This is a genomic window from Bacillus spongiae (assembly GCF_037120725.1).
Lineage (GTDB): Bacteria > Bacillota > Bacilli > Bacillales > Bacillaceae_K > Bacillus_CI > Bacillus_CI spongiae.
This window is the reverse complement of sequence record NZ_JBBAXC010000005.1, coordinates 185095-198996: the sequence shown is the minus strand read 5'-3', so window position 1 is coordinate 198996 and position 13902 is coordinate 185095. Positions and strand designations below refer to the sequence as shown.

Genomic DNA, 13902 nt, shown 5'->3' with positions numbered 1-13902 from the left:
AGGAACATCTTGTTGAATGTTGAATTAAGTAAATTTCGAGTGAAAGAGGGAAAAGAGGAAAAAGTAACGGAGTGGATGGATTTATTAAATGAGCATATGGACGATGTTCTTCTTACTCTTAAGGACGAGAAAATGTATATTGAAACCATTTTCAGAGAGAAGGAAGAAACGGGCGAGTATCTCTATTGGTATAGTGTGCAAGGAGAAAATGGTATTTCTGTTGAAGAGTCTCATCATGAAATCGATAAACAGCATATTGCGTATTGGATTGAATGTATTGATGAAGAATACCATACGAGCGAGATTACAACTGAGGTTGTTATGATTCCTAAAGACTTAATCAAACAAATGGTTTAGCCTGAGAGAGTTGACTGAAAATTTTTGAATAGCCACTTATAGCAGTTTTCGTGCTTATGGAAGCAATAGAATACACAGAAGGATTTTATAACCCACTTTTTCTTTCATCTAGTATATAAGAGCTAAAGCAATTTATTAAGGAATGCGAGGCAACATATGAAAAATTCAACTAAAAAATATTGTTTCAAGGGAATCTGAACAGTTGGATTTCTTATTGAAAAGCACTATACATATTTTAGCAATTCATTATGTATAGTGCTTTTATTTAGTTCATTTCCTTGACGAAGATTTATATATCCACCTCTTTGAATGAGCTTCTGAAAGGATAGTAAGTAAGACCGTAGGATGTCTGCATTTCATTCATTAAGTTCATTCTATCTTTCTTTTTTTGTCTAATAAAATGTAACCTGTCCATCGAAAAGAGTCAATTTATATGGAAATTTTTACAATATAGACTAGCTTAAAATGTAAAAAGATTTACATTTTAAGCTAGGTGGTCAAATAGTTTAACAATAAAAGACGCTTGGTTATTTAACCAAGCGTAATGGATAATTAGTCAGTTATTCTAGTCTCTAAACCACGCTTGTGCAATGAGCATAACTCCGTCATTAATTTGTGATGGACTTAATCCTCCGAATCCTAGTAATATTCTTGGCCCCGCCTGAGAGTTAATGTTTTCCTGTAATTGACCTCGTTCAACTGGATATACCTTTACCCCATGAATGAATGCTTCCTTTATTAGGTCGCATTGTGTTTTTCTAATATCGACTTCAATTATCAGGTGCAAACCTGCTGATTCCCCCATGATACGAATCCGATCGCCCATATACTTATTTAACGCTTCTATAAGCACTGCTTGCTTCTTTGCATAGACTGTCCGCATTTTACGAACGTGCTTATCCCAATGTCCTTTTTGCATAAATATTTGCATGGCCCGTTGTTGAATCCGAGAAACTGGTGAAGGATATTTGTTTAGTTTAAGTTCATGATAGCGACGTAGTAGACGAATAGGTAGTACCATGTAGTTCATCCGCATTGCCGGAGAAAATGCTTTAGAGAAGTTGCCTATGTAAATTACTGAACTGTGCGTGTCCATTCCTTGAAGGGAAGGAATAGGTTTAATTCCATACCGAAATTCCCCATCATAGTCCTCTTCTATGATGACACTTCCAGTTTGTCTCGCCCACTCAAGTAATTTTATTCGTTTTCCAATTGGCATAGTCATGCCATAAGGATATTGATGCGCAGGAGTTACAAGTACCGCGTTTGCGTGACTATTCCTTAATTCGTCAATATTTATCCCGTCTTCCGCTAGTGAAATGGGAACTACGTCCCATCCATGGTCTGTGCACACGGATCTAGCGTCACCGTAACCGGGATCTTCCCAGGCAATCCTAGTGCCGTCTTTACAAAGAAGTAAGCATAAGAAAGAAAGGGTCTGTTGCAAACCACTTCCTACAATAATCTGTTCAGGTACACAATTAACCGTTCTAGATTGTTGAAGATAATTAGCAATCTCAAACCTTAAATCGTACTCTCCTTGAGGATCGCCATAAAAGGCAAGGTTGTTATTGTAATTATCCATCGCTTCATTCATACATCTACGCCAAATTCTGAGGGGGAAGGTAGACATATCGATTTCAGAACCATGAAAATTGTACAAAATGGAATCTTGCGGATGCAGGGGTACTTCATTTGGATAGTTATAAACTAATTTGTGATTGGAATTTAGTTCATCTAGATTGTCAATCTCTATCACATAAAATCCACTACGGGCACGACTTTCAATGTAACCTTCAGCTAATAGCTGTTGATACCCAGATTCAACCGTCATCTTACTAATATTGTGTGACTGTGCCATCCGCCTAACTGAAGGTAGTTTAGTTCCAGGTGTCAATGTACCTTCATTTATTGCTTTTTTAATTCCTTCATACAATTGTTGATATAGGGGAATATTTATTTGTTCGTTCAATACCATAATGAGGTCCACATCATCACTCTCCACATCTGACCTGGTAAAATATTATTAATCTGTCCCTTTTGAGCATGTCAAAATGTTGTTAATTTAATTATACATAAAAAAGTTAAGAAAAGGAGCAGGTTATGTCTACACAAATCATTGAAAAGAAAGTTTCCGTTAGATTGTCTACCTATCAGCAATGTCATAGAAATATTCTGGATCAATTCTCCCTTCCTGAAGAACAGTTACAGTATACGAGATTGCCAAAAAGCTCGTTACCTCTTGCTCTGGATGATCAACACAGACACCCAGTCGTTATATTGGCTAATGAAGTGCCAGTAGGATTTTTTATTCTTTACGACGGCGAGGAACGAACGGATTATACAAAAAATAGTTGTTCACTCATTCTTCGCGCATTCTTGATTAATCAAAAAGAACAAAATAAAGGATATGCCAAACTGGCACTTTTACAACTAAGCATGTACGTAGAGGAACATTTTTTAGGAATTAATGAAGTTTCCTTAGCTGTCAATGCCAGAAATCTTGCAGCCCTCAACTTGTATAGTAAATGTGGATTTGTTGATAAAGGGATGACTCGAATGGGGCCGAAAGGAATACAGCATCTGTTATCTTTATCCTTGTGAAATGTTTGCTTCAAGTGGTATTTGGAGATTGGTTTTCACTGAAAGAAATTAAGAAATTTACTAATTCTAGCAGTTTGATTAGCTGGAGAAATACAGTTAAGAAAACGTATCGAACAAACGGATATTAAGCGATTATAAAGATGGATTTAAAAATTCTAAAGATGGATTCGTCGCAAGTATATAGTTTAAATGTGCAAGTGTTTGGTGTAGCTCCACAAGTAAGCGGCCTACGGCTTCAAGTAGTGAAATAGAACTGCAAGCCCCCTTGCTGCATGGATAAACCTTTTACTAGGTAAATAGAAAAATATAAAAATATAAAAATCTTATGTTAAAAAAAGGGGATTGTATCGATTTATCGAATATAGTCATGTAGAAAATGGAAGGGGGCATAGCAATACGGTGAAAGAACAATTAACGCGTGTCGGAACGAATTATATTCCTGTTACAGATGTAAAACGTTCAGCTGAGTGGTATGTAACGAAGTTAGAGGCAGAGCTTAGCTATCAAGATCAAGACAAAGCGATTTTAAATATAGCCAACCAAAGTATATTTCTTGTAAAGTCGGAAGAGGATCAAAGTGCCAATTTTGTAGACGATAATGGGACTGAGTGGTTTTCGCTGACGTTTGAAGTAGATGGTTTGAAAGCTTTACAGTCTATCCATGCGCGCTTTTCACAGCAAGGCATCCAAGTAGGGGAGATTGAAAATAGAGGTCATGTGGGAAGAAACTTTGTGTTTTATGACTTAGATAGAAATAAATTTGATGTTTGGAGTGAACTCAGCCAGACATTTAAAGAAAAATATTTTACCTCCCAATAAAACGGACATAAATGAAATTCCACCTAAAGGTGGAGTTTTATTTTTTGGTACAATTGATTGAATTCGTAAAGTGTGACATAATTATGACAATTCAAGTAGTATGATATTGGGCATTAATTTAATAATTGAAGGAATGGGTAGAGTGGAAAAAGAATTATTTGTACAATTACGTGATGTGAAATTATTTACAAAAATTTACGGCCAGAAAAAAGATAAACCAACCGTCGTCATGGATGCTGGGTACGGAGATTATTCAAAGTCATGGGATCAGGTCGTTACGGAAGTATCTCAACTAACAGAAGTGGTCGTGTATGATCGGGCAGGGCTAGGGAGAAGTGAGAAAAGTCGAAATAGGCGAACAAGTCAAGAAATGGTTAAGGAATTAAAAGAGTTGCTTACGATATTGAATGTTGACACACCTATCATACTTGTTGGTCATTCTTTTGGAGGAATAAATATTCGATTATTTGCAACAAAGTATCCTGATGATGTAGCAGGACTATTGTTAGTGGATTCAACACCTGAAGAGTATAAGGAAAGATTTCTTCCAATTATGTCGAATGAATTTCAAGTAGCCTACCATCAACAGTTTATACATGAAAGTAATTATGATGAATTCATGGAAAGTTTACGAACTGTAGGAGAGAATAAAACAACATTAGATATACCTTTAATGGTTTTATGTGCAGGTAAAAAAGACCATTACACAGTCGAAGCGCAAGAGTTGTGGAATGAAATGCAGGCGGAGCTAGTAGGAATTTCAACAAATGGGCAGCTCGTTATAGCAAATGAAAGTGGTCATTTTATTCAGAAGGATGAACCAAATATAGTTATTGACGCAATTAAGCGCTTGGTGAAGGATGCTTAAGAGAAGTATTACACATACATAATGATAAAATGGTATTCAGTTTATTAATTAATAAATTTTTTTTATGAGTATACGGTTCCAGCTCTAGTGCTGATGGCATATTAAACAGCACTTTGTATGACATAAATGTAAGCGTTTTCGACTATGCTAGTTTTTTTGATAGATTATTAGGACGATATTTGTACTAATATCTATTTAAAAAGAATAATTATGTAAAATATTCAATAGCAAAAATGTATAGAAGAAAATAAATTTACGCTTTTTCACCTTGTCACTAGAAAAAATGTAAGGTATATTTACACTTTATGTACGGTTAAAAAGTTGAATATTAATATAACTATAATACTTTTTTACGTTTTATTTAATTAGTCATAATCTACTTTTATAAACTAATAGAATATCAGCAGGGGGAGATTAGGTGGAAATCGTTACAAATACTGAAAAACGAAAAAGAAGGTGGCCCAGGCGAATTCTAGTAGGATTGTTCGCTATCATACTACTGTTTATTTTAATTCAAATACTTCCAGTAAAAACCCACAGCAATAATCCATTCCTTCGATCTGAGGAAGCTCCATTAATTATTGCTCACCGTGGAGGAGGGGGTATTGCACCAGAAAATACGTTGACCGCTTTTGCGTTATCTGATTCTCTTGGTGTTGATGTGTTAGAGTTTGATGTTCAACTGTCAAAGGATGATCAAGTTGTTTTGATGCATGACAAAAATATTGATCGAACGACAAATGGAAAAGGGAACGTTTCAGATTTTACGGTTAAGGAGCTACAAGCCTTAGATGCAGGTTATCACTTTGTTGGACCTGAAGGGGATTTTCCATATCGAGGACAAGGGGTAACCATTCCTACAGTTTCAGAGGTTTTTGAACAATTTGGGCACTTACCGATGGTCATTGAAATGAAAGCGAATGACCCTAAATTAGCTGACAAGCTTTCAGAAATCATTTATGAGTATAATATGGTAGAAAAAGTGTTAATCGTATCATTCTATGATGAAGTATCTGAATATTTTTATGAGAAAACGAATGGGGAAGTTGCGATAAGCACTTCTGGAGGAGTATCGGAGAATTTCGTTATTCTTCATAAATTATTTTTAGGTAATCTGTATCCGTTAAAAGAAAAAGCACTTCAGCTACCAACACAATCCAGTATTTTTGATTTATCAACGAAGAGATTAATCGATGCGGCTCATGAAAGAAATATGGCGATTCACTACTGGACAATTAACGATGTAGATGAAATGAATTATTTATTTGAACAAGGTGCTGACGGTATTATGACTGATTATCCCAATATAGCATTATATTTCTTACAACAAAAAGGAGAAAACTGATGGACATGAACCTAAACACTCAGACGACACAGAAACCGAAAAAACCCGTCATTTTTCACTTCGCTGTGGTAGCATTATGCACTGTTCTCTTAGTAACCTTTACAATTATTGCAAACATTGTCAAAGATACTAAGGTCGGTTTAGACACTGTATTGAGACAGGTCTTTGTCGTAGAACCTCAAACCTTTATCTTTGAGCTATTTAGCATTATAACTTGGTTTGGGTCAACACCTGGTGTTACCATCTTTCTTATTGTAATGTTTGCTCTACTAACCATTAAATATCGTGATTTTAGTGGAGCATTCCTTCTCGTAACATTGGTGATTTTGACAAATGAGTTAAACAAATTTCTTAAAGATTTCTTTCAACGAGAACGTCCTTCAATAAATTCTGCTATTGAGGCAATTGGGTATAGCTTTCCTAGTGGCCATGCTATGACAGGGTTATTAGCCTATGGATTAGCTACCTATTTGATTGTTACAAAGTGTAAATCCTTGACTACTAAATACATTATCGGATTTTGCGGTATTCTTATGATTATCTTATTAGGAATTAGCCGAGTAATCTTGTCTGCTCATTATCCAACAGATATCATTGCGGGTCACATGATGGGAATGACGTTACTAATTGTGGCGATTTATTTGAATCAATGGCTATCGAACATAGTAAGTAATCGACGATTAGTTAAGTAATGAACCTTCTGACAAATGAGAAATTTCATCTGTTTCTTATTTCTTGATTGAAAGTAAAGGAGTTACTTACCATTTCTGCGGTTATCTATTAAAAAATATTCTCCTTTGGTTATCCAAAGGGGTATTTTTTTGTCACGAGTAGATTCGATTATGATGATTGTACAACTTTCAATTGTCTAGATGTGACTGAGATTACGAAAGGTATATGAGTGATTGTTGTTTAATGGTAGTATTTTAAAAAGAGTGTATCCGGAAAGAAACCTTTACTTGAAGGGAAGGGTAGGGAGAGTAATCCTTTAGGAATCGACCTCTTAAGTCGCCGATACTCTATTTTATATTAGAAGGTTTGTTATGCATCTCAAGTCGATCGCCTTTCAATAAAGTTCCTCCATAAATGATGTGGTGACACTATTTAGACAGAAAATTGAATCTTTCTAAATCTTCAAACGTATTAAAGATGGAAGAAAAATTCATGAAGGGGAATGAATAATGAAAAAAAGTTTTTCAATTATATTTTTATGTATCTTATTGTTGGTCGGTTGCTCTCCGGAGTCTAGTTACACAGAGGAGAAGGCCCTTGAAAATGACGATATCGTTATAAGAAATCTAACAAGCAGTATGCAAGGAATCATACCTGGTCAACAGAAGGTACATAATTTAGAGCAATTAAATCAGTTTCAACGAAAAGCTGAGGCGGGTGAAGCTACAGAATTGACAATTAGTATTTTTGATGTAGATAGTAATAACGGAGTGGTTAATCAGCTTTCCTATGAAAATCAATTGTATTTGTTTCAAAATCATTATAATAAATATGGTCAAGCGACTGGAGATTATACATGTAAAGGCCCTATCACGATGGAAATAGTGACTGTAGTCAAAGGGTGTGAATTGGATGGGAAACAAACAGATGATGTAGTGTTGTTTCTTGCTAGCGTCTCGTCCGTAAGGGAGGCGAAGGCAAAGGCAAAAAAATAAAATCGCCTTGCTATTAAAAAATTTATCTATTAATTACTTATTACATGAGAATAACACGTTGAATAAAACAAACATTATGTGTTTCTCATCTTAGCACAACTAGGGTACCATTTAGTGTGAGTATAATATGGTAATGTGATATAAAAATGGAGAGAAGGTATTGTATGATGGAACATTTTCATTTAGCTTCAGTTGTGTATTTGGGCATTGTGATTGGACTTATAGTTTTATTCGTTTTTTCCTTCACGCTTTATATCCGCAGATTAAAGGTCAACTCTTCTGTTAAAAATAATCAAATAGTTGAGATTGAAAAGAAACTTGATAAAATCATAGATTTACTTGAAAATGATAGAAATTCTTAATGAAACTCTGGAAGCGATAGCATGGTAACAGGTGGATGGTTTGATTTTTTGCCACATTTGTTCCAATTGTTGAGTCTCGAATGAAACGTTTCTTCCTTTTCAAACCTTATGGTGGTCTCTGTACATGTCATTAGTATGGAGAGAATGTAAAAGTTCACAAGAATAGATCGTTTATTAGTAGTAAGTATAGCAAATTAGTACCTTTTAAAGACTACCCGCTACGATCTGAAGGATTTTGTTCACCTAGTTATTCGTACAAGCATTCCCTTCTTTCTTTGCATATAATCTAGTAACCGAACGAACAGAAGGGAGGGAAATAACTATGACTATACGTGTTGTACCAACACCCGCTAACCCAACGATACAGGCTGCAATCAATAACGCAGATCCAGGAGATTCAATTCAAATATTAGCAGGTACATTTGATGGTTTCGAAGTGGATAAACCGAGATTGAAGATTTTTGGTTGTGGCGTTGGCAAAACCATTATTACGGGAACACCCGCCATTGTGAATATGGGTGGAGTAGTCGTTAATGCAGATCGAACCACATTAGAAAAGATGACCATACAAGGTTTTTCAGGGGAAAATGGACTTCTAGTACTTTCGAACAATAATTTTTTCAAGCAAATAGAGTCAAGCTTTAATACGGGTCCCGTAGTAGATGGTTTTCAACTAGCTGGAGATCGTAACTTGACAATCGACTGTATTGCTTCCTTTAATACTGAAGATGGATTTGATTTCGCAGGTTCTGTTCGTAATTACACAATGAATTGTCAAAGTTTTCGAAATGGGGACAAAGGCTATAGAATAAGTGCAATGAATAATAAGCTCACCTCGAATAGTGCGAAAAATAATGAAGATGGATTTTTTGTCAATGAAAATGAAAATATTCTATTTAATAATCAATCGTTCAAAAACAATAATCGCGGATTTTTAATCGGAACGAATCATAATAACAATAATTTGATGAATAATTTCGCATGCAATAATAACTCTAGTGGGATACAAATTGAATCAGCAACAACTGAGAACGTACTTGATGTAAATATCGTTCGTAAAAACGGAATTTCAGGACTCGGTTCTGGCATTTTTATTCAAAACGGAGCAACAGATAGTTCGATTCGTTTTAATAAATTGAAGCTAAATAACCCTTTTGATATTCAAGCTATAGGGAATGCTTCGACTGATAATACATTTGATGGAAATATATGTGATAATAGTTTTCCAATTGGATTATGTACATGATAAAACTCCTTTAAATAAGGAGTTTTTTTACATATTCAAAATAGCCTTTTGCGAAATAGAGGCCAATCATTCTAACTGAATAGAGAGAATTTATCGGAAAAACTACCATAATATGATAAAATAGAATATATGTTCTATTATTAGGGGGGATAGTAGTGCCATTTTGTCTTGTTCATCAAGTAAACGTTCATTATGAAATTCATGGGGAAGGAATTCCCATTTTAATGATTCATGGCTTTACGCCTGATATGAAATTAATGAAAGGATGTATGGAACCGATTTTTTCAATTCGAAAGGGGTTTCAAAGAATTTACATTGATCTACCAGGTATGGGGAAAACGGGTCATTATCATCATTTAAAAAACGCTGAGGAGATATTAGATATCGTAATCGGGTTTATCGATACAATGATTCAAGATCAACCCTTTCTTATTGTCGGTGAATCATATGGAGGATATCTAACGAAGGGGGTATTAGCTAAAAGAGGAGAAAGGGTGCGTGGAGCTGCCTTTATTTGTCCCGTCGTCGTTCCGAATGCTAGTGATAGAACACTTCCACCACATTCCATTGTCTATAAAGATGAACGCTTTTTAAAACAATTGACCATGGAGGAAAGGGAGGAATTTAGTCGAGATTTGGTCATTCTTAACGAATATAGCTGGAATCGATATAAAAATGAGATTAAGGCAGGCTGTCAACTAGCGGATGAACCGTTTTTACAAAAGATTGCAAAACAATATAGTTTCACGTTTCCTGTTACCCAAATGATGTACGAATTTCCGGCTATTTTTTTATTAGGAAAGCAAGATTCGGTTGTTGGCTATAAGGATGCGCTTGACCTAATTGATCAGTTTCCGCGTGCGACCTATGCTATTGTAGATGAAGCAGGCCATAATTTACAAATCGAACAAAGAGAAATATTTGATACTCTCATACACGATTGGTTAAATAGAGTAACAGAAAATCGTATGGAGGTTTAGAGGGTCTGATGATATGACAAACAGAGCACTAGCGCTTCTTATAAGAAGGCCATTTGTCTTTCATGAGCTTTACAAAAGGGAATTAATTACAATCAAGGCGGTCTTTAGAGAATCGAACCTGTCGTGAGTCGAACAGGTTCGATTTTCATTTAAACATTATGAGGAAAATATCTTCTGTAATTGTGGATCTTCGTCAAGAAGCGTAAGTGCTTTTTGACGATAGGTAGGATCATGTATATACGTATAACGATTTGGTTTTATACTCGGTGCCATTTCAATGGCTTGTCTGTATTCTTCTTTTTTAAGCTGAAGCGTTTGAACATAATTAAAAAAGCCTGTACGTTCAAATATCTTTTTGATTCGATCGATTCGATGGTTTTGCACATGGACCATTATGTACGTCGCAACTCCTACTTGTATTCCATGCATTTCAGGTTTTTTGCTGATTTTTTCAAGGGCATGGGAAATTAAATGCTCTGATCCACTAATTGGTGCACTGTTGCCACTTATGGCTGTAGAAATTCCACCCATTGTGAGTGAGCTAATAAGCTCCTTTAAGAATATAGGTGCCTTTATATCGTTCATCGGTGTTCGAATAAAGCTATTTACGGCTTTTTTACTAATCATATGTGCGAACGCATTAACGGTAGCCTTCCCACTACGGTCTTCAAATTCCCAATCATAAAGTGCAGTAATATTCGAAACTAAGTCACCAATACCAGCTAAAATAAAGGGTGTTGGGGCTGTTTGGACAATAGATAAATCCACAATAATTCCGTACGGTACTTTAGCAGGTACCGTTGTTTTTTTACCGTTCACAACTAACGAACAGTTACTGCTCGCAAATCCATCATTTGAAGCAGATGTAGGAATGCTAATAAAAGGGCTCCTTCTAACAAAAGCTATGTATTTCCCGAAGTCTACGATTCGCCCTCCTCCCATTGCAATCACTACATCATATCTTGGCAATCGAAATGCTTCCTTTACAAGTCCTTCAACATCCAAATCAGCTGAAAGGGTAAAATAATCGATGGTTTTGGGAAGAGTTTTTCTGATTTTTTCAGTTAAAATACTCTCGGAAAAATCATCCAATAAGATAACAGCATTAGAAAATGGTTGTCGAGCTAATATTTCATGTAATCTTTCAATTGAACCATGACTTATTTCTAAAATGGCGGGAATGGGAATACTGGTGACGGGTTGATTCATTTCTGAAGTTCCCCGTTGTTAATTAAATAGTCCTCCACCTCACGAAAGGTTGTGACGGGCACAAATGGGATATTTTTTTCTCGTAAAAGCTCTTGTAAAGCATCTTTAGCAAAAGTGACATCAGCGTATTTTGCAGGATGAGAGTCTGGCTCACTGTCACCAATAAAGTATACTTTATCGTACGATTTTTTTAATTCTTGGATTACCTTCGTTTTATCGATTCCATAGCGCTCTGAGTAGTGTCGATGCTCTGGGTCAATTGTTAAATGTACGTTCTTTTCTTTAAACTCCCCTTTGTTAGAAAAAATCTTTACGTTTTCAATTGAGTATTTCTTCAGCAGATGTTCGATGTAATAATCGGTCCCTGCACTTAGTATATAAAAATCCCCACCTTGATTTTGAACATGTTGAATAAATTTTGGTACATACGAATCAATGGGAATGTCGTGAATATCAGTAATAATCTTTTCTTCCGCTTGATGGATTGAAGTAAAGACAGTACTTAAAAAATCGATATCCTTTATCTCGTTTGCTTTCCATTTATCGTACAGTTCTCTACCCTCTGGAAAATACTTTTCAATGACAATCCAATAGAAATCTTTATTTGATATTGTTCCATCAAAATCAGAAACAAATGCCCATTTTTTCAACTTTTTTTCCTCCTTTTATAAAGCCATAAGAAGATTGTAACAAAAATTAATTGTTATATTAACAAAGTTCCTCGAGAAAAACAAAAAACGCACGTTTATCGTGCGTTAAAAAAGTACCACTCTTTTATGTTTTCCTGATATATAAAGGTTATTAGAGAATTTTTCTAGTAATAGCCATAACCAAATGGCGGTCTTCCATAGCCAAACCCAGGTCTTCCGTAACCATAACCATAGCCATAAAACGGTCTTCCATAGCCATAGCCGAACCCAGGTCTTCCGAACCCAAATAAAAAGGGAACGATTAATCGTTGATCTTGGTGACGAGCGTATGGTGTTTGATTGTACATTTTAGCACTCCTTTCCATTATTCCTTACATTGTATGACAGCATTTCAATTTGGGAAGTCACGAGCAATAAAAGAAAGGGAAGAAAGCACTTCATGACATTTTTCCTCTAAATTACCAACCATAGTTCTTAAAAAAATGTCGAAAATACTACAGTAACACCAAAACACTTAAAAGGAGGTATTTGATTTGAATCACTTGAAATTTATTATGTTTTCACTTTCCATGCTGTTACTTGCAGCATGTAATAATAATGATACGGCAATGGAACGTCGTGATTACCCTAACAATGCACCGATTGACGTGAATTACAGAGGGGATATGACGCGATATGACCGAGATGTCACAACGCCAATTAATCAAAATAAAAGAGTGGATAGATATACAAATGAATATCAAAGAATTACGCAAAATGAAAAGGTACGACGTAATGAATACGGAAGAATAGATGAAAGAGCTCCGCGTGATGAATATACAAGAATTAATCGTAATACGACTGGTGAAGAACTAAGAAAAGACGTAAATGAATTTACCAATGATGTAAGACGAAACGTAAGAAGAATGGCCAATGAGTTCCGTGCAAATGATCGAAGAGATGATATGATTGCAATCTCGGCTGACTATACAAATACACCAAGCAGTAAATATCCGCATACGGTAGCTATTAAAGTGCAAGATGCAAAGTATAAATATTATGTGCTAAACGAGGCAGATAGGAATAAAATAATCGAACAAGGAAGAGCGGCTTTAGATAAAGTAGCTCCTAACTTAAGAGAAGAAGTTAGAAGAGCTTTAGAGCAGCAACGAATAGCAGGAATACCTGCTCCAGCACCAGGGGCTCCTAAACCAGGAGTAACAGAGACGCCAAAACCAGAAGCAACTCAACCAGGAGCAACAGAGACACCAAAACCGGAAGCAACTCAGCCAGGAGCAACAGAGACACCAAAACCGGAAGCAACTCAACCAGGAGCAACAGAAGCACCGAAACCACAGACACCTCAGGCAGGGACAACAGAACCAGAAAAACCGAATGCTGCTGCTCCACAAGCAGGCATTAGTGATATTGAGCAAAAAGTAATTAATTTAACGAACGAAGAGAGAAGAAAAAATGGGTTACCAGACTTAAAGGCGTACCCAGAATTAAGCAATGTGGCACGTGTAAAATCAGAGGATATGAAGAAAAACAATTATTTCTCACATACGAGTCCTACGTACGGTTCACCATTTGATATGATAAGAAATCACGGTGTAACGTATAGGGCAGCGGGTGAAAACATTGCCAAAGGCCAACCAACACCTGAAGAGGTCGTAAAGGCTTGGATGAACAGTGAGGGACACCGAAGAAACATCTTAAGCAGAAACTTTACGCATATAGGGGTAGGATACACGGATAGTGGTCATTACTGGACACAAATGTTTGTTGGAAAGTAAAATTGGAGAAGAGAATCCTT

Annotated in this window: 15 protein-coding genes; 11 read left to right on the top strand and 4 right to left on the bottom strand. The window is 35.9% G+C overall.

The genetic code is table 11. The annotated features are described in order from the left end of the window. Nucleotides 1-12 precede the first annotated feature (12 nt). Nucleotides 13-357: a DUF6176 family protein gene (locus WAK64_RS08210; protein ID WP_336586525.1), complete on the top strand. Its 345-nt coding sequence runs from the start codon at nt 13-15 to the stop codon at nt 355-357. A 565-nt stretch (nt 358-922) separates the two neighbouring features. Here the strand turns inward: WAK64_RS08210 and pdxR are convergent. Continuing rightward, entirely contained in the window at nt 923-2347 is a 1425-nt protein-coding gene (gene pdxR, locus WAK64_RS08205; RefSeq protein ID WP_336586474.1) for a MocR-like pyridoxine biosynthesis transcription factor PdxR, read from the bottom strand. 113 nt (nt 2348-2460) lie between these two features. On the opposite strand from pdxR, the gene WAK64_RS08200 reads away from it, so the two are divergent. The 9 genes from WAK64_RS08200 (at nt 2461) to WAK64_RS08160 (ending at nt 10248) form a co-directional block, all read left to right on the top strand. Beyond that, the gene (locus WAK64_RS08200) at nt 2461-2961 is read left to right on the top strand and encodes a GNAT family N-acetyltransferase (protein ID WP_336586473.1); all 501 of its coding nucleotides are present in this window, start codon (nt 2461-2463) and stop codon (nt 2959-2961) included. Nucleotides 2962-3360: 399 nt separating this feature from the next. Then, on the top strand, nt 3361-3780 hold the full coding sequence (locus WAK64_RS08195; protein ID WP_336586524.1) for a VOC family protein: 420 nt from the start codon (nt 3361-3363) through the stop codon (nt 3778-3780). 142 nt (nt 3781-3922) lie between these two features. Further along, nucleotides 3923-4648, top strand: coding sequence for an alpha/beta fold hydrolase (locus WAK64_RS08190; protein ID WP_419465915.1), 726 nt, complete (start codon nt 3923-3925; stop codon nt 4646-4648). 418 nt (nt 4649-5066) lie between these two features. Continuing rightward, complete coding sequence (locus tag WAK64_RS08185; RefSeq protein ID WP_336586472.1) at nt 5067-5993, top strand: glycerophosphodiester phosphodiesterase family protein; 927 nt, start codon at nt 5067-5069, stop codon at nt 5991-5993. Beyond that, nucleotides 5993-6685, top strand: a complete 693-nt coding sequence (locus WAK64_RS08180; RefSeq protein ID WP_336586471.1) for a phosphatase PAP2 family protein — start codon at nt 5993-5995, stop codon at nt 6683-6685. Before WAK64_RS08185 ends, WAK64_RS08180 begins: the two co-directional genes overlap by 1 nt. A 489-nt stretch (nt 6686-7174) precedes the next feature. After that, nucleotides 7175-7660, top strand: coding sequence for a hypothetical protein (locus WAK64_RS08175; protein ID WP_336586470.1), 486 nt, complete (start codon nt 7175-7177; stop codon nt 7658-7660). 167 nt (nt 7661-7827) lie between these two features. Further along, nucleotides 7828-8022 carry a DUF4083 domain-containing protein gene (locus WAK64_RS08170; RefSeq protein WP_419465917.1) on the top strand — a complete coding sequence of 65 codons (195 nt, stop codon included), beginning with the start codon at nt 7828-7830 and terminating at the stop codon, nt 8020-8022. A 322-nt stretch (nt 8023-8344) separates the two neighbouring features. Beyond that, nucleotides 8345-9268, top strand: a complete 924-nt coding sequence (locus tag WAK64_RS08165; RefSeq protein ID WP_336586468.1) for a right-handed parallel beta-helix repeat-containing protein — start codon at nt 8345-8347, stop codon at nt 9266-9268. A gap of 155 nt (nt 9269-9423) precedes the next feature. Beyond that, entirely contained in the window at nt 9424-10248 is an 825-nt protein-coding gene (locus tag WAK64_RS08160) for an alpha/beta fold hydrolase (RefSeq protein ID WP_336586467.1), read from the top strand. A 156-nt stretch (nt 10249-10404) separates the two neighbouring features. On the opposite strand, the gene WAK64_RS08155 is transcribed toward WAK64_RS08160, so the two are convergent. The 3 genes from WAK64_RS08155 to WAK64_RS08145 all read right to left on the bottom strand — a co-directional run bounded on the left by WAK64_RS08155 (nt 10405) and on the right by WAK64_RS08145 (nt 12454). Continuing rightward, entirely contained in the window at nt 10405-11457 is a 1053-nt protein-coding gene (locus WAK64_RS08155; protein WP_336586466.1) for an iron-containing alcohol dehydrogenase family protein, read from the bottom strand. Continuing rightward, nucleotides 11454-12107 (bottom strand): MtnX-like HAD-IB family phosphatase, encoded by a 654-nt coding sequence (locus tag WAK64_RS08150; RefSeq protein ID WP_336586465.1) that lies wholly within the window; start codon nt 12105-12107, stop codon nt 11454-11456. Before WAK64_RS08150 ends, WAK64_RS08155 begins: the two co-directional genes overlap by 4 nt. A 164-nt stretch (nt 12108-12271) precedes the next feature. Further along, nucleotides 12272-12454 carry a hypothetical protein gene (locus WAK64_RS08145; protein WP_336586464.1) on the bottom strand — a complete coding sequence of 61 codons (183 nt, stop codon included), beginning with the start codon at nt 12452-12454 and terminating at the stop codon, nt 12272-12274. A 186-nt stretch (nt 12455-12640) separates the two neighbouring features. Here WAK64_RS08145 and WAK64_RS22395 point away from each other — a divergent pair, with 186 nt between their 5' ends. After that, on the top strand, nt 12641-13882 hold the full coding sequence (locus WAK64_RS22395) for a CAP domain-containing protein (RefSeq protein WP_419465914.1): 1242 nt from the start codon (nt 12641-12643) through the stop codon (nt 13880-13882). The last annotated feature ends 20 nt before the right edge of the window (nt 13883-13902 follow it).